The 20114-nt window shown below is 71.2% G+C and carries 17 protein-coding genes; 9 read left to right on the top strand and 8 right to left on the bottom strand.

Annotated elements, in window-relative coordinates:
• Positions 1-91: 91 nt before the first annotated feature.
• The 3 genes from ftsR to H6X67_RS08765 all read left to right on the top strand — a co-directional run bounded on the left by ftsR (position 92) and on the right by H6X67_RS08765 (position 2172).
• Positions 92-736: a transcriptional regulator FtsR gene (ftsR, locus tag H6X67_RS08775; protein WP_249375246.1), complete on the top strand. Its 645-nt coding sequence runs from the start codon at positions 92-94 to the stop codon at positions 734-736.
• Positions 737-824: 88 nt separating this feature from the next.
• Positions 825-1274, top strand: a complete 450-nt coding sequence (locus tag H6X67_RS08770) for a bifunctional nuclease (RefSeq protein ID WP_249369980.1) — start codon at positions 825-827, stop codon at positions 1272-1274.
• Between the two features lie 385 nt (positions 1275-1659).
• On the top strand, positions 1660-2172 hold the full coding sequence (locus H6X67_RS08765) for a MerR family transcriptional regulator (RefSeq protein WP_249368596.1): 513 nt from the start codon (positions 1660-1662) through the stop codon (positions 2170-2172).
• Positions 2173-2283: 111 nt separating this feature from the next.
• Here H6X67_RS08765 and H6X67_RS08760 read toward each other — a convergent pair whose 3' ends face one another.
• The gene (locus tag H6X67_RS08760) at positions 2284-3930 is read right to left on the bottom strand and encodes an Hsp70 family protein (protein WP_249368581.1); all 1647 of its coding nucleotides are present in this window, start codon (positions 3928-3930) and stop codon (positions 2284-2286) included.
• 238 nt (positions 3931-4168) lie between these two features.
• Here H6X67_RS08760 and H6X67_RS08755 point away from each other — a divergent pair, with 238 nt between their 5' ends.
• Entirely contained in the window at positions 4169-5089 is a 921-nt protein-coding gene (locus H6X67_RS08755; RefSeq protein WP_249368582.1) for an IS982 family transposase, read from the top strand.
• On the opposite strand, the gene H6X67_RS08750 is transcribed toward H6X67_RS08755, so the two are convergent.
• Positions 5086-5661, bottom strand: a complete 576-nt coding sequence (locus H6X67_RS08750; protein WP_283251367.1) for a TetR/AcrR family transcriptional regulator — start codon at positions 5659-5661, stop codon at positions 5086-5088. The two genes, H6X67_RS08755 and H6X67_RS08750, sit on opposite strands and share 4 nt — an antisense overlap.
• A 157-nt stretch (positions 5662-5818) precedes the next feature.
• Between H6X67_RS08750 and H6X67_RS08745 the strand changes: the two genes are divergently transcribed.
• The 3 genes from H6X67_RS08745 to H6X67_RS08735 all read left to right on the top strand — a co-directional run bounded on the left by H6X67_RS08745 (position 5819) and on the right by H6X67_RS08735 (position 12568).
• Positions 5819-8701: a glycoside hydrolase family 3 C-terminal domain-containing protein gene (locus H6X67_RS08745; protein ID WP_249368584.1), complete on the top strand. Its 2883-nt coding sequence runs from the start codon at positions 5819-5821 to the stop codon at positions 8699-8701.
• A 46-nt stretch (positions 8702-8747) separates the two neighbouring features.
• Positions 8748-10304, top strand: a complete 1557-nt coding sequence (locus H6X67_RS08740; RefSeq protein ID WP_249368585.1) for a glycoside hydrolase family 32 protein — start codon at positions 8748-8750, stop codon at positions 10302-10304.
• Positions 10305-10558: 254 nt separating this feature from the next.
• Positions 10559-12568 carry a PTS sucrose transporter subunit IIABC gene (locus H6X67_RS08735; RefSeq protein ID WP_249368597.1) on the top strand — a complete coding sequence of 670 codons (2010 nt, stop codon included), beginning with the start codon at positions 10559-10561 and terminating at the stop codon, positions 12566-12568.
• 156 nt (positions 12569-12724) lie between these two features.
• Here the strand turns inward: H6X67_RS08735 and H6X67_RS08730 are convergent, their stop codons facing one another.
• Both H6X67_RS08730 and H6X67_RS08725 read right to left on the bottom strand, forming a co-directional pair.
• Positions 12725-13732, bottom strand: a complete 1008-nt coding sequence (locus H6X67_RS08730; protein WP_249368586.1) for a LacI family DNA-binding transcriptional regulator — start codon at positions 13730-13732, stop codon at positions 12725-12727.
• An 80-nt stretch (positions 13733-13812) separates the two neighbouring features.
• Positions 13813-14493: an SGNH/GDSL hydrolase family protein gene (locus H6X67_RS08725; protein WP_249368587.1), complete on the bottom strand. Its 681-nt coding sequence runs from the start codon at positions 14491-14493 to the stop codon at positions 13813-13815.
• A 120-nt stretch (positions 14494-14613) separates the two neighbouring features.
• On the opposite strand from H6X67_RS08725, the gene H6X67_RS08720 reads away from it, so the two are divergent.
• Positions 14614-15105, top strand: a complete 492-nt coding sequence (locus H6X67_RS08720) for a hypothetical protein (RefSeq protein ID WP_249368588.1) — start codon at positions 14614-14616, stop codon at positions 15103-15105.
• Between the two features lie 178 nt (positions 15106-15283).
• On the opposite strand, the gene H6X67_RS08715 is transcribed toward H6X67_RS08720, so the two are convergent.
• Together H6X67_RS08715 and H6X67_RS08710 are read right to left on the bottom strand one after the other, a co-directional pair.
• Positions 15284-15877, bottom strand: a complete 594-nt coding sequence (locus H6X67_RS08715) for a GNAT family N-acetyltransferase (RefSeq protein ID WP_249368589.1) — start codon at positions 15875-15877, stop codon at positions 15284-15286.
• A gap of 43 nt (positions 15878-15920) precedes the next feature.
• Complete coding sequence (locus H6X67_RS08710) at positions 15921-17045, bottom strand: 6-phosphofructokinase (RefSeq protein WP_249368590.1); 1125 nt, start codon at positions 17043-17045, stop codon at positions 15921-15923.
• Between the two features lie 223 nt (positions 17046-17268).
• Between H6X67_RS08710 and H6X67_RS08705 the strand changes: the two genes are divergently transcribed.
• Entirely contained in the window at positions 17269-17622 is a 354-nt protein-coding gene (locus H6X67_RS08705; protein ID WP_249368591.1) for an RNA polymerase-binding protein RbpA, read from the top strand.
• Positions 17623-17735: 113 nt separating this feature from the next.
• Here H6X67_RS08705 and H6X67_RS08700 read toward each other — a convergent pair whose 3' ends face one another.
• Both H6X67_RS08700 and lnt read right to left on the bottom strand, forming a co-directional pair.
• The gene (locus tag H6X67_RS08700) at positions 17736-18500 is read right to left on the bottom strand and encodes a polyprenol monophosphomannose synthase (protein ID WP_249368592.1); all 765 of its coding nucleotides are present in this window, start codon (positions 18498-18500) and stop codon (positions 17736-17738) included.
• Positions 18501-18517: 17 nt separating this feature from the next.
• A complete protein-coding gene (gene lnt, locus H6X67_RS08695; RefSeq protein WP_249368593.1) occupies positions 18518-20086 on the bottom strand; it encodes an apolipoprotein N-acyltransferase in 1569 nt (522 codons plus the stop codon).
• Between the last annotated feature and the right edge of the window lie 28 nt (positions 20087-20114).

The raw sequence follows: 20114 nt of genomic DNA, 5'->3' as shown, positions 1-20114 counted from the left end.
CGCCGCCGGCGCGGCTCGTCGGGACGCCTCCGCCCGCCAGACACTGGCCGCGTCCCGCTCCTGGCCGCAGAACGTCTCCCACGAGCCGGGGATGAAGATCGGGGAGGTCGTGGGCCTGCTCAAGGACTCCTTCCCGGCGCTGTCGATCTCGAAGGTCCGCTACCTCGAGGCCGAGGGCCTCATCAGCCCGCACCGGGTGGGCAACGGCTACCGCCAGTACTCGCAGGCCGACGTCGAGCGGCTGCGCTTCGCGCTCACGGCGCAGCGCGACGAGTACCTGCCGATCTCCGTCATCCGTGAGCGGCTGGCCGAGCTGGACGCCACCGGCGCCTCGTCCGCGCCCGTCGCCCGGGTGGTCGCCGCCAACGGCCGGCGCCTCGACGACGGCCCGACGGACCTCGACGGCCTGCTGGAGCGCACGGGTGTGAGCGAGGAGGAGCTTGACGAGCTCATTGCCATCGGCCTGGTGGCCGCTGACGCGCACGGCCGTTTCGACAGCCGGGCGGTGCGCACCGTGGCGCTCGCGCTCGAGGTCCACGCCCTGGGGATGCCGCTGCGCAACCTCAGGATGCTGCGCACCTCGGCCGAGCGGGAGGCCGACGTCATCGACCAGGCGGTCCAGCACAAGCGCTCCCGCTCGTCCTCCGTGGGGGAGGAGGCTGCCGCCGAGCTCGCGGGCAGGGTCGGCGAGCTGCACACGCTGCTGCTGCGGCGCGCGGTCGACGCGCTTGTCTGACCTCGTGCGCGGCCTCGTCGGTCTGCTGGTTCCCAGGACACCGGGGGCCCGGCGACACTAGCCTGGGCGGGTGCACGGGATGCGCCTCATGGGTGTTCGAGCCTCTCAGGAGGACGGTGGGCTCGTCGCGATCCTCGTTGAGGAGGCCGGCCCCCGGATGGTCGCCGTGCCCGTCGGCGCCCGTGACGCGCTCACCCTGTCCTCGGGGGAGGGGCCGGCCTCCTCGACCTGGTCGGTGCTGCTGACCTCGACCCTGGACGCGGCGGGCGCGCACCTGGAGGGTCTGGTGCTCGACGTCGACGCCGACGGGGGCCTGTGCACGGGGGCCCGGGTGGTGGCCGCGGACGGCGGTGAGCACCTGGTGCCCTGCTGCCCGGCGGACGCCCTCATCCTCGCCTACGAGCGGCACGCGCGCCTGTGGGCCTCGCCCGCGCTGCTGCGCCTGCGCTCGGTCGACCTGGCGGAGGAGACGGTGCAGGAGCAGGTGGCGCGCCTGTGCTCGGCTCTGGACGCCGGTCCCGGTGCTGTGCTCTCCTGAGGCGCGGCGGCGGGCTCGGCAGCGCCTCTTGCCGCGACACGCGGGACGTCTGTGACCCATGTGACTCACAATGTGCGATGTGTCACATGTCTGATCGTGGGTGTTGTGGGCCTTTCCGCGGAATCCCGCCCGAAGGTCCGGGTTGGTCGGCCGTCTGCTCAACCTCATCCTCAGGTTGAGACAAAGTCCCGCGGAGGCCGTCGCGTGGCCTTCGTTGAGGACGGCTCCCACCGGCCTTATCGTGGTCCCCGCTGGGGCACACAGGCACCGCACCGGCAGCCCGTGCCCCCCCCCCCCCGAGCACGGATCCCGAACCGACAGGAGCAGGCAAGTGAGCGCGAACGAAGCGATCAGTCACGAGCTCGCGCCCCAGCGCACCCAGGGCATGCTCTTCGGGGACCCGCTCCCCGAGCTCGACATCCACACCGGCTACCGCGGCCCGGTCGCCTGCCGCGCCGCGGGCATCACCTACCGCCAGCTCGACTACTGGGCCCGTACCGGCCTCGTCGAGCCCTCCATCCGCGGGGCCAAGGGCTCCGGCTCCCAGCGCCTGTACTCCTTCCGCGACATCCTCCTGCTCAAGGTCGTCAAGCGCCTGCTCGACACCGGCGTCTCCCTTCAGCAGATCCGCACCGCCGTCAACGCCCTGCACGCCCGAGGCGTCGACGACCTCACCAGCATCACCCTCATGAGTGACGGCGCCTCCGTCTACGAGTGCACCAGCGCCGACGAGGTCATCGACCTCGTCCAGGGCGGGCAGGGCGTCTTCGGCATCGCCGTCGGCCGTGTGTGGCACGAGGTCGAGGGCACCCTCGCAGCCCTGCCCACCGAGCACGCCGAGCCCGTCGTCGAGGACGAGCTCGCCCAGCGTCGCGCCGCCCGCCGCCGCGCCATGTGACGACTGCCGGCCACGGGGCGAAACCTCCCCGCGACCAACGGCGCGAGCGCCGCCACGGGGCGGGTCACTCCGTCGCGTGCCTCCTGTCCGCCCCTGCTGGCTCAGGCTGGCTCAGGAGTCGGTGCGCCCGATGAGCCGGGAGCGCGAGTAGCCGTCCGTGAGGTCCGTCAGCGTCACCCGGACGACGCCGTCGGCGCCCACCTCGTAGCGCTCACGCAGCACCGGCCCGTCGCCGGTGCGCACGACGGGCACCTCCGACAGGTCCTCCACCTCGCGCAGGCCGCGGTCCACCGGGAACAGCAGCTCGCCGCAGGGCGAGACCCGCCCCAGCGGACCACCGTCCTCGTCCGCGCCCGCGCACTCGACGTAACGCAGGCGCGCGACGTTGTGCACCGCCCGGTACTCGCGCTCGACGACGCCGGTGCCCGCCTGGGACAGGCCGTTGTGCGACAGGACCGCGTCCGGGGACAGCACGAGGTCGAAGGTCACGGCACCGCCGTCCTCGGCCTCGCGGAACACGCCCAGCGCGCGTGACAGGCGGTCCGTCAGGGTCATGCCGGATCCCGGGTCCACCGCGATGGCCAGGCCGATCGCCGTCGAGGCGCCCGGCTGGGCCGAGCGGTGCACGCGCCTGCCGAAGGACTCCCGCAGGAGCCGCGGGACCTGAGGGTAGGACGAGGCGCCCCCCACGAGGTAGATCCCCGCGACCTGCGTCAGGTCCGGGCCGCCGTCCTCCAGGCGCCCGGCCAGTGGCGCGAGCACCTCTATCGATTGAACCACCAGGCCACGCGTGGCCTCGTAGAGCTCAGCGACCGGCAGGACCACGGGCTCGTCACGCAGGTCGACGACCAACCGCCGTGTCTGGGGTGAGAGCGACTCCTTCGCCTGCTGGCACTGGTCGAGGAGGTCATCGCGCTCGGACGGGGTCAGGTCCTGCTCCGCCACCCCCGCGCGCGACAGCACCAGCTGGGCCAGGATGAGGTCGATGTCGTCGCCGCCCAGATCTGGCAGCCCACGTGAGGCACGCACCTCGTGGTCGCTGCCGGAAACATCGACGAGGGAGGTATCGAAGGTGCCACCGCCCAGGTCGTAGACCAGTACGCGTGTGCGCCGTGAGTTCACTGTCGAGCCCTGGCGGTGGGTGTATTCGAAGCCCGCAGCAGAGGGCTCATGAAGCATCTGCACCACGTGGAAGCCCGCGGCGGCAAAAGCGTCAAGTGTGAGCATGCGTTGCGCGCCATAGGCATGGGCGGGTACAGCTACCGCGACCTGGTGTGGCGTGGCGGACAGGTCGGCGCCGGACAGCTCGGCCGTCGCCTCGAGCTCGGTGCGCAGGTGGTTCAGGAAACCAGTAAGGACCTCTCCCACGGGATGCTCCTGCGTGCCCACGCGCACCGGGGTGGACCAGGAGACGGTGGGGGAGCCCAGGACACGCTTGAGACTGCGCAGCACAGGCGCACCGGATCGGACTGCCTCCTGCGCCGCGAAGCCGTGGACGAGGCCGCCGTCGGTCAGGGCGGTGAGGGAGGGCAGGTACTCGTGACGGTCACCACGGGTGTCGGTGAAGCCCAGTACGGGATAGTTCCCCCGGTCGACGAGGCTGACCACCGTGCGGGTCGTGCCGAGGTCGATGCCCAGACGCACTGTGCCGTCAGCCGCGGTGGTGCCCACGGTGCTGTCCGCGGCGTCGGGACCATGCCGCCGCCGACGTGTGCCTGCGGTGTTGAACATGCGGGAGACTGTGCGCTCAGCGGCCATGTGCCTGCTCCTCAGGTGGATCGTGCGGGCTGTCGCAGCCTATCGCCTGCCCGGGCACAGGCCCACGCATGTCCATCCCGGCGTGGGCGCAGCCCGCAGCAGCACTCCACCCCGGCTTGCGCTAGATGGTTGATTTCAAGGGGTGGGGTCCCGGCGTGGGTGCTGGGTCGGTGGGCGAGGGTCCCGCAGGATCGGTGCTGCTAACTACCAGTTCCGAGTCGTGGATTGGAGACTCGTCATGGACACCGATCTGGAGACCCTCGCGACCTCACTGTACGTGACGGCCGACGACCTGCTGAAGGCCCACCCCGAGGCGGCGCCACAGCGTCCTGAGGTGGGCATCGCCCCGACCATCACGGACGCCGAGGTCATCACCCTGGCGGTGATGCAGGCCCTGCTGGGCCACGCCAGCGAGCGACGCTGGCTCCGCAAGCACCTGTCGGGACTGTTCTCCCACCTGCCGGGCCAGTCGGGGTGGAACAAGCGCCTGCGCGCCTTGCAGGCCACCATGACCTGGCTGACAAGCACGCTGGTCAGGGCCACCAGCACCTGGAGCGACGACCTGTGGCTGGCCGACTCCACCCCCGTCGAGTGCGCCCGCTCGCGTCCCACGGTGGCGCGCTCTGACCTGGCAGGGTGGACCGGCTACGGCTACTGCGCCTCCCACTCCCGGTGGTTCTGGGGCCTGCGCCTGCACATGGTCACTACCCCCGACGGGCTGCCCGTGACCTGGGCGCTGACCAGCCCCACCGACGACGAGCGCGAGGTCCTGCGCGACATGCTGGCCCGCCTGCCCACCACCGGCGGGCAGAGCCTGCTGACTGACAAGGGCTACCGCTCCAAGGACCTGGAGACCGAGCTCAACCAGTGGGGCGTGAGCCTGGTGCGCCCCACCCCGTGCGAGGCGAGGCCCCCAACCCTCCCAGGCCGTGCTCAGACCCCTGCGCCAGAGGATCGAGTCCGTCCTCGAAACCCTCAAGGACCAGCTGCACCTGGAACACCACAAGGGACGCACCCCAACCGGCGTGGCCACCCGAGTCACCCAACGCGTCCTCGTCCTGACCACAGCCATCTGGCCGGGCGACCTCATCGGCGCCCCCGTCCTACGCGCCCTGCCCCCCCTACGACCACTAACCACCCCCTGAAATCAACCATCTAGTCAGTGCCGGGGTCCGCAGCCGCCCGGTCCCGGCCGTAACGGTGCTCCAAGGCCTCGATACCGCCCGTGACGAACACGTCTGTCGCCTCCTGCACAGGGCGCCACCCGGGCAGCTCGCCCCAACGGAAGGCACGGTTGATGGCGAGGGTGCCCATGACGAGGTAGTGGAACAGCGCCTCAGCCTGGGGTCTGCCCAGCCCGGTGCGACGGCGGAGCGTGTCCACCTGCGCCTGCGCGTTTCGCGCCACGATGCGGCTGACAACGCGCCCTGCGAGCTCGGGGCTGGTGAACAGTGCCAGGTACTCGCGTCGCACCGGGGCCCGCTGGCACTCTGCGAGGTGATTCTGTGCGGCGTCGCCAGCACCGTCATCGAGGGCCTGATCGATGAGCTCGTCCGTCAGCGTGTCGATGTCCGCCCAGTGCCGGTAGAAGGTGCCACGGCTGATGCCTGCGCGCCGGCACACCGTGGTGACCGTGATATCACGCATATTGGTGTCCTGGAGCAGATCGAGGAGGGCTTCGTGGGTGGCAAGACGGGTCCGGTCAGACCGCGGATCCCTGTGGGGCGACATCATGGCGGGCCTCCTGACCTGGACGTACGAGACACAGCCTATCGAGGTGTCTACGAAGTCTTCAGCAGCCACGGCATCCGGCGGACAATGTTCGCAGTTGGTCGATGATGATCTCGCTTCGGTCCCACACCCTCACGTCGTCCGAGAAGGAGCACTGATGCTCTCCGTCAACACCGAGGACCTTCTCGCGGTCCTCCAGCTCCTCACGCCATACTTCATCGCCCTCGGTGCGGTCCTCGTGTGCGTGCTCGTCGTCGTCATCGCGGCGCGACGCGCAACAGCTCCCCGTCGCAAGCTGACCAGGTCACTGACTGGTCTGGGTGCCCTGGCTGCCACCGCAGTGGTCCTGTCGATGGTGGCCACGGGACCGATGGCTGCCCTGATCGACCTGTCCACCAGCAGCGGTGAAGTCACGCAGGCGACCACCGATGAGGCTCGGACTGTCGCCCAGGCCATCGCTGAGGAGGGAGTCGTCCTGCTTGAGAACGACGACAACCTTCTGCCTCTCGCCTCCGGCACCGCCCTGAACGTCTTCGGCTGGTCCTCCACCAACCCCGTCTATGGAGGCGCAGGATCGGGTGGCCTCAACGACCTCTATGAGCGTGTCACGCTTCTGGACGGACTCCGCCAGGCGGGCTTCACCGTCAACGAGCAGCTCGCCGACTTTTACAACGACTACTCCGCGCAGCGCGAGGAGGTCACCATCGAGAGGCAGTCGTGGTCGTTGACCGAGCCCCCGGTCGCCGAGTACCCGGCTGAGCTCATCACCGCTGCGCAGAAGGTGTCGGGCACCGCCGTCGTCGTGGTCTCACGCCTGGCCGGCGAAGGGCACAACGACATGCCCGTCGACATGACCCAGGCGGTCTACGACAACAACTCCAACGAGTACGACGACTTCGATCCCGGTGAGCACTACCTCCAGCTCTCCCGCACTGAACGGGATCTCGTGGAGATGGTGACCTCGACCTTCGACAACGTCATCGTGGTTTACAACGGCAACAACCCGATGGAGCTCGGCTTCGTCGAGGACTACGAGCAGATCAAGGCAGCCTTGTGGGTTCCCGGGCCCGGAGACGTCGGGTTCAGCGCGGTCGGACAGATCCTTTCCGGCGAGGTGAATCCCTCCGGCCACACGACTGACACCTTCCTGTACAGCATGACCTCCTCGCCTGCCTGGCACAACCAGGTGAGCACCCACTACTCGAATCTCGAGCACCTGGCCGTCGAGGGCATGAACGCGGGCGCCGCCCAGACCTTCTACCCGTCCTTCACGAACTACGTTGAGGGTGTGTACGTCGGTTACCGCTACTACGAGACGGCGGCCGTCGAGGGTGTCATCGACTACGACACGACCGTGCAGTACCCCTTCGGTCACGGCCTGAGCTACACAACCTTCACCCAGGAGACGGGTGAGGTGACTGAGGCCGACGACGGCACGCTCAGCCTGGAGGTGACGGTCACCAACACCGGCGACATGGCGGGAAAGGACGCCGTCGAGGTCTACAGCAGCCCGCCCTACACGAACGGGGGTATCGAGAAGCCCAGCGCCGTCCTGGTCGCCTTCGCCAAGACCGCCACGATCCAGCCGGGCGCATCCCAGACGCTGACGATCTCCTTCAGCCGTGAGGACCTCGCCTCCTATGACACCACCGCGAGCGGCGGTGCCGGCGGCTACATCCTTGAGGCCGGCGACTACGTGCTGAACGTCAACGCAGACTCCCACACGGTCCTGGACTCGGCTACCTGGACCCTGGCGCAGACCCAGTCCTTCACTGACGTGGCCCGCACCTCCGACCAGATGGTCGCGATGAACCAGCTGGCCGATGCTGCTGGTGACGTCACCTACCTGTCACGTGCCGACTCCTTCGCGAACCTGCCTGAGGCCACGGCCGCGCCCACGCGCACCGAGCTGGAGGAGCCCTGGCTGTCGAACTATCACCTCAACGCGACCTTCGACTACACCACCTACCAGGACCCGGGTGCACCGATGCCGACGACGGGGGCGGACGGCGAGCTGATCCTGGCAGACCTGCGAGGAGCCGACTACGACGACGAGCGCTGGGACGCGCTGCTCGACCAGGCGACTATTGACGAGATGATACACATGATCTCTCTGTCCGGCTACCAGACGCCGGCCATGGATTCCGTCGGCAAGGTCCAGGCTATCGACTCTGACGGTCCTGCCGCCATCAACAACAACTTCACCGGGGTCGGCTCGATCGGCATGCCTGTGGAGGTAATGATCGCCAATACGTGGAACGTCGAGCTCGGCAGCCAGTACGGCCGGATCATGGGGAAGATGGCCAAGGAGATGGGATCGGCCGGCTGGTACGCCCCAGGAATGAACATCCACCGGATCGCCCTGGGTGCCAGGAACTACGAGTACTTCTCCGAGGACCCTTTGTTGTCGGGGACGATGAGCGCCGCAGCCGTGGCCGGAGCCAGGCAGGAGGGGGTGTACTCGTTCGTCAAGCACTTCGCCCTGTACGACTTCAACGGGAAAATGGTCTCGGTCTGGAGCAACGAGCAGGCAATCCGCGAGATCTACCTGCGGCCCTTCGAGATCGCCGTCAAGGACGGCGGCGCCAACGCCGTCATGGTCTCCTGGTCCTTTGTCGGGGCCAGGTGGGCCGGTGAGGTCCCCGAGCTCATGAACACGATTCTTCGTGATGAGTGGGGATTTAGGGGGATGGCACTGACAGACTTCTTCCGCAACAACGGGCACGGCTTCATGAATGCCGACGCGGCCCTGGCCAACGGCGTCGACGCGATGCTCTCGACCTTTGAGGGCGGTCCGAACAGGGTGACCAACCCTGACGACCCGGCCACCGTGGCGAACCTTCGACGCGCGACGAAGAACGTGCTGTACGTCGTGGCCAGCTCGTGGCTGTACGACGAGTCCGAGGACGTGAGCCGGGCAGCGCCGTGGCGCACCTACCTCTACGTGGCCGACGTCATCGTCGCCGTCTCGGTCCTCGCACTGGGTGGGTTCGCTGTCGCCCGCTACCGCAGACGGACGGCGGCCCCGGACGGGTCATGAGCACATCGGGCCGTCTGGAACCGGCACTGGCCTGTACCCTCCCAGCATGACCGAGAACCTCAGGACGCTCGCGCTCGAGGCCGCCGCGGCCTCCACGGCCCAGGCGGACCCGGACTACCCGCTGGTCCACCTCGCCCCTCCCGTGGGGCGCCTCAACGACCCCAACGGGCTGCTCGTCAGCGCCGGCACCTGTCACGCCTTCTACCAGTACACCCCGATGCACGGCACCCGTCGGCTCGTGTACTGGGGGCACGCGAGCTCCACCGACCTGCTGCACTGGCAGCACCACGAGCCGGCTGTCGTCCCGGACTCCTTCTACGACGTCAACGGCGCCTACTCCGGCAACGCGATCGTCCTGGAGGACGAGGAGCTGGCGCACGCCCCCGCCGGGGCCCCGTACCAGCTCTTCTACACCGGCAACGTCAAGGACCCGCGCACCGACGAGCGCACGGCCAGCCAGTGCCTCGTCACCAGCCCGGACCTGGCCACCTTCACCAAGTGGCCCGGCAACCCCCTGCTGCCCACGCACGCCCCCGGCTACACCGCCCACTTCCGCGACCCGCAGGTGATGCGGGACCCCGAGCGGCCGGGCGGCTACCGCATGCTGCTGGGCGTCCAGCGCGAGGACAGCACCGGGGCGGCCCTTGTCTACCGCTCGGCGGACCTCGTCTCCTGGGAGCTCGACGGCGAGATCACCTTCCCCGGCGCCGGAGGCCGTCTCGACGCGCTGGGCTACATGTGGGAGTGCCCGGGCCTGGTGACGCTCACCGACGAGCTGACGCAGGAGGAGTGGGACGTCCTCGTCTTCTGCCCGCAGGGGGCGGCGAGCGGGGCCGCCGGCGGCTACCGGACGGTCTTCCCGTGCGTGTACACGGTCGGGCACCTGGTGGGCACCGAGATGCGCGACTGCGACGGGACCCTGCGCCAGGTGGACCACGGCTTCGAGTTCTACGCCCCGCAGGTCTTCGCGCGGCGGCCCTCGGAGCCCGGCCCGGTGCTGCTGTCCGGGTGGGCGGGAAACGCCGGCCAGGACGACCAGCCCTCGATCGGCACGGGCTGCTGGGTCCACTGCCTCACCGTCCCTCGCGCGCTCAGCCTGCGCGGCGGGCGCCTGGTGCAGCGGCCCGCGGTGCCCCTGGGCCGGGACGCGGTGGAGGCCGGTGCGGGGGAGGCGTCGTCAGCGGACCTGGCCGTCCTTGAGGGGCACCGCTCCTGGCACCTCGTGCTCGACCTCGAGCGCCAGGCGGGGGAGGGCGGTGCGCAGGACGTGCCCGAGGCGGAGGCGGGCGCGCGCCTGACCATCGGGGACGAGGAGTGTTTCGTCACCGTCGAGCTGGTGGCGGGCGGCGCGCCCCGGCTCGTCATCGACCGTGGGCTCTCGCGCTACCACGAGCCCGAGGCCGTGCGGGTCGTGGACCTGGACCCGGGCACGACTCTGCGGCTGGAGGTCGTCCACGACCGCTCGGTGACGGAGGTCTTCGTCGGTGACGGCGACCTTGCCGCGACCTTCCGCTCCTTCGTGGCGCCGACGGCGACCGGCGCGCGTCTGGTCTGCGGCGCCGGCCTGCGGGTGGCCGGGCTCCGGGCGGCAGCCCTCGACTGAGGACGGGCGGGGCCTGTCTCCCGGCCGGGTCTCCTGGGCCGCCCGCCCTGTGAGGCGGTGCGACGGGGCAAGCACCCGCTATGTGATTCGCATCACTTGACGCGCGCCTGTCGGGGCGGAGGGTGTCGCGGTAGTGTGACCAACGTTTGACACAGGTCTGGTCGGACTGGTTGTCGCGACGTCCCCGCGTCCCGCCTCCCATCCCTGCTCATCGCTGAGCGACCGGGCCCCAGAGAAAGGAGACCCGGGTGGCAATGGATCACGCCCGCGTGGCCAGGGACGTCCTGACGTATGTCGGTGGCGCCGACAACATCACCGCGGCCGCGCACTGCGCGACACGCCTACGACTCGTCCTGGCCGACATGGACAAGGTCGACCAGGCCGCCCTCGACAAGGACCCCGACCTCAAGGGCACCTTCGTCGCCGGCGGCATGTTCCAGATCATCGTCGGTCCCGGCGACGTCGACCAGGTCTTCTCCCACATGGTGCGCACCGGAGGCGTCAAGGAGGTCTCCAAGGACGAGGCCAAGGAGGAGGCCGCCAAGGGCGGCAACGTCTTCTCCCGCTTCATCAAGATGGTCGCGGACATCTTCGTCCCGGTCCTTCCGGCCCTCATCGCCGGCGGCCTCATGATGGCGCTCAACAACGTCCTCACCGCCGACTTCTTCTCCTCCTCCGCCTACGTCACCAACGACAACCCGGAGGGCCTGTACTCCCTCGTCGACCGGTGGACGTGGCTCACCGACTACGCGGCCCTGGTCAACATGATCTCCGCCGCCGCCTTCTCCTTCCTGCCGATCCTCATCGGCTTCTCCGCGGCCAAGCGCTTCGGGGGCAACGTCTACCTCGGTGCCGCCATCGGTGGCGCCATGGTCTCGAGCGACCTGCTCAACGCCTGGAACACCGGCGCCGCGCTCGCCGGCGAGTCCACGGTCGAGTACTGGCACCTGTTCGGCATGGAGGTCGCCAAGATCGGCTACCAGGCCCAGGTCATCCCGACCCTGGCCGTCACCTTCGTCATGTGCGTCATCGAGAAGCGCCTGCACAAGTGGCTGTCGGGCACCGCCGACTTCCTGCTCACGCCGCTGTTCACGATGCTCATCACGGGCTTCCTCGCCTTCATCGTCATCGGCCCGATCACCCGCCAGCTCGCCCAGTGGCTCACCGACGGCATCGGCTGGGGATACGACAACCTCGGCCTGTTCGGCGGCCTGCTCTTCGGCCTCGTCTACTCGCCCATCGTCGTCACCGGCCTGCACCAGTCCTTCCCGGCCATCGAGATCCCGCTCATCACCCAGGGCGTGGGCGACTTCATCTTCCCGATCGCCTCCATGGCCAACGTCGCCCAGGGCGCCGTCGCCCTCGCCGTCTTCTTCAAGACCAAGGACGCCAAGATGAAGGGTCTGGCCGGCGCCGGTGGAGCCTCCGCCGTCTTCGGCATCACCGAGCCCGCCATCTTCGGTGTCAACCTGCGCCTGCGCTGGCCCTTCTTCATCGGCATGGGCGCCGCCGCCATCGGCTCCGCGCTCGTGTCCATCTTCGACGTGCGCGGCCAGGCGCTCGGAGCCGCCGGCTTCGTCGGCTTCGTGTCGATCCGCCCGGACGACATCATCACCTACGTCATCCTCGAGCTCGTCGTCTTCGCCCTCGCCTTCGGCGCCGCCTTCGTCTACGGCTCCACCAAGGGCGCGGCCTCCCTCGGTGGCGACGTCGTGACCGACGCCGACGAGAAGGCCCTCGAGGCCGCCGCCGTCGCCGCCCACGACGCCCACGCCGTCGAGCTGCCCGCCGAGGCCGCCACCGACTACACCGTCACTGCCCCCATCGCGGGCCGTGCCATCGCCCTGGCCGAGGTCGAGGACCCGACCTTCTCCTCCGGCATCCTCGGCCCGGGCCTGGCCGTCGACCCCCTGGAGGGGCCGGTCGTCTCCCCGGTCGACGGCGAGGTGCTCGTCGCCTTCCCGACAGCCCACGCCTACGGCATCCGCTCCGCCTCCGGCATCGAGCTGCTCATCCACGTCGGCATGGACACCGTCCAGCTCGACGGCAAGCACTTCACGGCCCGGGTCAAGGCGGGCGACACGGTCCGCCGCGGCCAGCCGCTGGTCGACGTCGACTGGGCGGCGGTCAGGGCCGCCGGCTTCCAGACCGTCACCCCCGTCGTCGTGTCCAACGCGACCGCCTTCGACGGCCTGGCTGACGAGCGCACCGGCGAGGTCCAGCGCGGCGACGCCTTCTACAGCGTCGTTCCGGCCACGGCCTGACACGAGCGCAGCAGGCCGGAGGGCCGGCACCCCGCGACGCGGGGTGCCGGCCCTCCGGCCGTCCCGGCGCGGTGCCGACTGGACCGCCGTGCCGTCCGGGACCATCCGGTCCCCCAACGGTCCCAGTGGGGGAGGCCGCCCCGGTGGGGGAGGGGCTCAGGTCGTGCGGCCCTGGACCAGGGTGCCCGGCAGCTCGATGACCGGGCGCGCGGGCCGGGGGACCTCCCCGTCGTCGCGCAGGGCCGTGATCTGCTCCAGGAGCAGCTCGACGGCGGTGCGGGCGATGGCACGGATCGGCTGCTGCACGGTGGTGAGCCCCGGCAGCGCCCGTCGCAGCGCCGTCGTGCCGTCGAAGCCGACCACCTTGAACTCACCGGGCACGTCAAGCCCCCGCGCACGGGCCCACTCCACGGCGTCGGCGGCGGACAGGTCGTCCGTGGCGAAGACCGCGTCCACCCGGTCCCTCACCGCGTCCAGGCCCTCGCCGACCATCTGCGCGCGCCGCCCGTCTGGCGTGTGGAAGTCCACCGTAAGGACGACCGGCTCGATGCCGGCCTCCTCGAGCACCGCCCGGTAGCCGGCCTCGCGACGGTTGTGGGCACCCGAGCGGGAGGTGAGCAGCGCCGGACGGCGCGCACCGCGCGCGAGCAGGTGCTCGGTGGCCGCACGGGCGCCGTCCTCGTTGGCGCAGCGCACGTTCGGCACCGCGGGGGACAGGTCCCGGTCCACCGTGACCAGCGGCATGTGGATGGTCCGGTACTCGCTGAGGTCCTCGTTGTGGGCGCCGGAGATGATCCCGTCGACACGGTGGGAGACGAGCAGGTCGAGGTAGTCCCGCTCGCGCTCCCGGCGGCCCAGGGAGTTGCAGATGAGCGTGCGGTAGCCGTGCGAGGCCAGGGCGTCCTCGATCTCGGCCGACAGCTCACCGAAGAAGGGCAGGGAGACGGTGGGCACGATGATGCCGACGCTCTGCGTGGACTTGCCGTGCAGGGCCCGCGCCACCTGGTTGGGGCGGTAGCCCAGCTCCTTGATGGCCTCGGCGACGCGCGAGCGCGTGGCCTGGGAGAGGTAGCCGCGGTTGTTGAGGACCCGGGAGACGGTGGTGAGGGAGACCCCCGCCCGCTCGGCGACGTCGGTGAGCGTGGGCTCACGGTGCTGGGGCACAGGGGACTCCTCACACGATCGGCACAGGTAACCGGCTCACTCTATGCCACTCGTCGGTCACCTCCGTGCAGCGGCGGCCCTCACCGCCTGGCGGCCCCGGCGTCCGGGGCGGGGCCGCCAGGGCCGGCGGCTGACGCGCACAGCGCCGGCGCCAGGTCCTCGTAGACGCGGATCATCGCGCGGGCGATGGCGGCGTGCCCCGAGTCGTCCGGGTGGATGCCGTCGATGCTCAGCAGGTCCTCGTCGCCGTCGACCGCCAGGCTCATGGCGTCCGTCGAGACGAGGCCGAGCGTCGTCGCCCGCTCGTGGACCAGGCGGCGGACGACCTCGAAGCGCGGCCCGGTGCCGAGGACGGGGAAGTAGGGGGCGATGATGACGGGCACGCCGCGCAGCCGGGAGGACAGGAAGGACAGGTCGTGCTGGACGGCCTGGCGGACGAGCTCGAGCTGGGAGGGCAGCAGCGCGGCGTCGTTGAGCCCCAGGCAGACGGTGACGACGTCCGGCTCGGCGCGCAGGACGGTCTCGAGCCAGGTGGTGTCCCGGCACGAGGGGGCGCGCCCGCCGCCGGGCAGGTGGCCGCCGCGGCGGGCGAGGAAGCCCAGGCCGTCGGCGGCGAGGTTGACCTCGCGCCAGCGCAGGTGCTCGCACACGAGCGAGCTCCAGCGGTTGCGCGGGTGCGTGACGGCCTGCCAGCCCGTGGTGACGGAGTCTCCGAGGAAGACGGCGGTGGGGAAGGGGGCTGACCGGGGCAGGCTGGGCACGAGGTCGACCCTAGTCCCGGGTCCGTCCACGTGGCTGCGCGGACGCCGGCGGCGAGCTTCTCAGGGGTCTCACAGGTGCTGAGGGGGACAGGTGCAGGAGGCGGACCTAACGTCGCGGCCATGACGACGAGAGGCACGCAGATGTCCGACGACGCCCGGGGCACCATCCTCATGGGGCCGCATGGCCCGTTGCGCGACATGGGGGTCTATGACGCGGGCTCCACGGGGAGCGCCGCCACCGGGGAGGCAGCCGACGGCGGTGCGCACGTGCCGTGGGCGGATGCGCGAGCGCAGTCCCCAGTCTCCGGCGGGCCGGCCGGCCGGGCGGCGGGGCAGTGGTCGGTGCCCGCTGCTGACGGGCCGGACGACGTCGCGGGTGTCCTCAGCCCGGTGTGGCGCACGGGGACGGCGGTGGGCCTGCTGGGCCTCGTCGTCGGGATGCTCATGATCCTCGGCACGAGCGGGCTGGCGGCCGTGGTGCTGTGGCCGCTGGGCGCGCTGTCGCTCATCAGCGGTGCGAGCGTGCTGTGGGCGACGCACCAGGCGCGCCGTGCCGCGCGCCGGATGAGCGTGCAGGTCACCCGGGTGCGCGTGGTGCGCTCCTGGCCGTGACGCGACCGGCACGTGAGAGGGCTTCGCGACCGGGCCGTCGTCGTGAGGGGAGGGCGCCTGCCGTCCGGGCAGCGCCTGTCCGAGCCTCTCCGCCACGCCGTAATGACATAATGTGCATTATCGGCGAATGGGGTGAGGTGCGCGGGAAGGGGCTGCCGAGGCGCCGGCGCCGGCCCTCTCAGCCCTCGCGCATCCGCAGGCGCGCGACAATCGGCTCCGGGTCGTCCTTGAGACGGCCGTAGACGACGACGTCCTCGCGCACGAGCACCACGTCCTCGCCGTCGTGCACCTCGACGACGCGCGCCTCGCGCAGCAGGCCCTCCTGCAGGAAGCCCGCGGCCCGCGCGATGTTGCCGGCGTGACGGTACGAGGCCACGTGCTCGAGCTCGAGACGGTCCAGGACCAGGCCGTCGTCGGCCAGCGCCCAGTCCGCCACCGTCGCCACCGCGCGGCGGGTCAGCCCGCGGCCGCGGTAGTCGTCGCCCATCCAGAAGCTGAGCGCGCCCGTGCCGTTGTCCTCGTCCGCGGCGACGGACACGAGCCCCATGAGGACGTCGTCGCCTCCCACGATGGCCCAGCCGTGCAGGGGCGACCCGGCGTCCGCACGCGTTCTGACATAAGTCTGTGCCGACTCGAGGTCCACCACGCTGCCCTCCAGCGACATCCCCGAGGAGCCCGTGAAGGCACGGCGCACGGCCTCGGCGTCGTCGTCACGGAGCGGACGCAGGTAGACGGTCTCAACGGACGGAGAGGAGGCGACGTTGCTGCTCATAGGGGTATCCAACCACCCCGCGCCGCCCTCGCGCAGGAGGCGCTCAGTCCCCCAGCGCCGTCCCGACGGCGCGCGCCGCCTCGATCCACTCGTGGTCACGCGGCACGTACTTGACCTTGCCCGCCACCCGGCGCAGCGGCACGAGCTCCGTGCCGTGACCACGGTCCGCCACCATGACACCGAAGCTGCCGTCGGCGATCGCCCGCGCCCCGGCCACGCCCAGGCGGGTGCCCAGCAGGCGGTCGGCGGCGTTCGGCGTGCCGCCGCGCTGGACGTAGCCCAGGATCGTCACCCGGGCCTCGAGGCCCGTGCGCTCCTCGAGCTGGCCCGCCAGCGTGAAGGTGTTCGCCCGGTGCGACGCCTCCAGCCGCTTGACGCCCCGCTTGGCCGCCGCCTTCGACTCCGGCGAGGACGCCTCCTTCACCAGGGCCTGCGCGTGGTTGATCTCCTCACGGTCCTCACGCGACAGCGCCCCCTCGGCGACCGCGACCACGGAGAAGGAGGAGCCGTGCGAGCGGCGCCGCTCGATCTTGGCCGCGATGGCGTCGACGTCGTAGGGGATCTCCGGCAGCAGGATGACGTCCGCTCCCCCGGCGATGCCGGCGCCCAGCGCCAGCCACCCCGCCCGGTGCCCCATGATCTCGGTGAGGATGATGCGGTGGTGGGAGTGGGCCGTCGAGTGCAGCCGGTCCACCGCCTCCGTGGCGATCTCCAGGGCGGTGGAGAAGCCGAAGGACGAGTCCGTCTCGACGATGTCGTTGTCGATCGTCTTGGGCAGGTGGAGGACGTTGAGCCCGGCGTCCATGAGCCGGCGGGCGTTCTTGGCCGTGCCTCCCCCACCGAGGCACACGAGCGCGTCCAGCTCGTTGCGGGCGTAGTTCTCGACGATGGTGGGCACCATGTCCCGCTCCTCGCCGTCGACCACCATGCGGTGGACCTTGTCGCGGCTCGTGCCCAGCAGGGTGCCGCCGGTGGTGAGGATGCCGGACAGCGAGGCGGAGTCCAGGCGCATGAAGCGGTTCTCAGCCAGACCGCGCATGCCGTCTCGGAAGCCGATGAGCTCCCACCCGTGCTCCTGGATCACCGCCTTGCCGAAGCCGCGGATCGCCGCGTTGAGTCCAGGGGCGTCTCCGCCGGCGGTCAGGATCCCGATGCGCTTGGTGGCCATGGGGTGATTATGCCTGCCCGTCGCCCGTGCGCGCCGTCCAAGAGCCCCACGGGTCCCGCAACGCCGTGGGCGGGGCACCGCCGCGCAGCCGGTAGACTCACCCTCCGGACGGGCGCGCGCCCCGCCAGGAACAAACCGGACGGCGGGAGCGTTGCAGCCACCGGTCCCCGTGCCGCCTCCTGGGCCGCGGGGCCGGCGATGATCTTCGAGGAGAGGCAACAGCATGGCAGACCGCGCACTGCGTGGCATGACCATCGGCGCGAAGTCGATGGAGTCCGAGGAGGGCGTCGAGTTCGCCGAGCGCCAGATGGTCACCTTCGAGTGCCCGATGGCCCACATGACGACCGTGCCCATGGCCCTGGAGGCGGAGGTCCCGCCCACCTGGGAGTGCCCCGAGTGCGGCCAGACCGCGAACCTGCGCGGCGAGGAGGAGCCGGAGTCGGACGAGCCCAAGAAGGCGCCGCGCACCCACTGGGACATGCTCCTGGAGCGCCGCTCCCTCGACGAGCTCAAGGTCCTCCTGGAGGAGCGGCTCGAGCTCCTGCGCTCGGGCGAGATCTACCGCCAGCGCTTCTGAGGAGCCCGCTCCCCCGCACATCACGACACAGCACGCGGCCGGCCCCGGGAAAGGGGCCGGCCGCGGCGCATGTGAGTGGTACCGGGCGCCCCGTCCCGGGCCCCCACCGGGCCTCAGCGCCGGGCGGCCCGCTCACGCACCTGCTGGACCAGGCCGCCGAGCTGGGCGGCGCGACGGCGCAGCCCCCACTTGGTCACCAGGGCCAGCTCCTCGGTGAAGATGCCTCCCGAGAGCTTGGACCGGCCGGCCTCGCGCTCAACGAAGGTGATCGGCATCTCCACGACCCGACCACCCGCCTCCTCGACCAGCAGCGTCATGTTGACCTGGAAGCCGTAGCCCAGGGCCTCGACCCGCGACAGGTCCAGACGGCGCAGGACGGAGGCCGTGTAGACGCGGAAGCCCGCCGTCGCGTCCTTCACGCGCGTGCCGAGCATCGCGTTGATGTAGAGGTTGCCCGCCCTCGACAGGGCCACGCGCCGTGCGTCCCAGCCCTCGGTGGCGCCCCCCGACACCCAGCGCGAGCCGATGACGAGGTCCGGGGCGTCCGACATCTGGGCGCGCTGGAGGAGCAGTGCCAGGTCCTCGGCGCGGTGCGAGCCGTCCGCGTCCATCTCGACGACGAGCTCGTAGCCGGCGTCCAGCGCCCAGGCGAAGCCCGCGAGGTAGGCGGGGCCGAGGCCGTTCTTCTCCTGACGGTGCAGGACGTGGACGTGGTCGTCCTCCGCGGCCCGGGCGTCCGCGAAGGCGCCGGTGCCGTCCGGTGAGGAGTCGTCGACGACGAGGACGTGGGCCTGCGGCGCCGCGGCGCGCACGCGCTCGAGCGCACCGGGCAGGGACTCGATCTCGTTGTAGGTCGGGATGACGACGACGGTCCTCACAGCACTCTCCTCCTGCGTCAGCGGCCGGACCGGCGACGGCGCCGGACCTGTGCACGCGCGTGGGACACGATACCCGCGACGGCCAGCAGCCCCGCTCCCACCAGGACCGCCCTGCCGGGCCACGCACCCAGACGGTCGGCCACGGTGACGTGGTGGCGCAGCCCCACGTCGGCCACGAGCGCGCCCTGCACGCCGTCGTCGAGCCGCTGCACCACCGCCCCCCGGGGGCCGATGACGGCCGTGACACCGACCGTCGAGACCTGTACGACGCTGCGGGCGTGGACGACCGCCTGCACCCGCCCCTGGGCGAGCTGCTGCTCGGACTCCGAGGAGCCCACGAAGGAGGCGTTGTTGGTGGGGATGACGATGAGGCTGCCGCCCTCGAGCACACCGGCGCGCAGCACGTCGTCGTAGGCGACCTCGAAGCAGATCCCCAGGGCCACGACGACGTCACGGTCCTGGGCGGCGGCCCGCACCGTCAGCGTGTGGGGGCCCGTGCCGGCCACCATGTCCGTGCCGATGCGGTCGGCCTGGTCGGTGACCGCGCGCACGAGAGGGCGCAGCGGGATGAACTCGCCGAAGGGCACGGGACGGTGCTTGCGGTAGTAGTCCCCCGCCCCCTGGCCGGGGGTCCAGACGACGACGTCGTTGTAGCGCGCACCGTCCGCGAAGGGGACGGCACCGACGAGCACGGGGGCCCCCACGGCCTGTGCCGCGCCCTCGACGAGCACCGCGCTGGCCGAGTACCCCCTGGGGTCGAGGTCGGCGGCGTTCTCCGGCCACACGACGAGGTCCACGCCCCCCTCCCCCACCTCCTGCGCCAGGTCGAGGGTCGCCTGCGCGTGGTTGCTCGTGACCTCCAGGGCGCGGGCGAAGGCCTCCTCGTCGTGGGCCACCGAGCCCTGGACGGCCGCGACGCGCATCGTGCCGTCCTGCGCCGCCGAGGGCAGCGGCAGGGCCAGCGGGGCGAGCAGGAGCACGCCCGCGCAGGCGCCGGCGGCCAGCACCCCCAGCAGACGGCGCCCGCGCAGAGCGAGCACCGCCTCGGCCAGGCACCCGCCGACCAGCGCGACGAGCAGGCTGAGCCCCACGGAGCCGCCGTAGGCGGCCAGCGGCAGCGACGGCGAGTCCGCCATGGCGAAGGCGAGCCGGCCGAAGGGGAAACCGCCCCAGGGCCAGCTCGAGCGCAGCTCCTCGACCCCGCACCACAGCACCGCGAAGGCCACGGCGCGCGCGCCGGGCGCCCATCGCCCGGCCACCAGCGGGCCGCTGCGCGAGACCAGTGCCCAGGCGCAGCCGAGCGCGGCCAGGTAGAGGCTCTCGACGACGGTCAGGGCCACCCAGCCGATGGGGTGGCCCATCGAGACCCGGGTGAAGTGCAGCAGCGGGGCGAAGAGCCCGGCGCCGAAGAGCAGGCTCGTGACCGCGGCCTCGCGCGCGCCCCTGCCGCGAGTCGCCAGCGCCAGCAGCGCGAGCGCCACGGGGGCGGCGAGCCACAGGTCGTGAGGAGGGAAGGCCGTCCACAGCAGCAGGCCGGAGGCCAGGCCGGTCGCGAACCGGGTGAGGCGGCCGAGGGATCCGGTCACACGAGCTCCTGAGGTGAGAGGGGCGCCG

Source organism: Actinomyces sp. AC-20-1, from assembly GCF_023369555.1.
Classification (GTDB): Bacteria; Actinomycetota; Actinomycetes; order Actinomycetales; family Actinomycetaceae; genus Actinomyces.
This window is presented reverse-complemented; position numbering and strand designations above follow the sequence as displayed.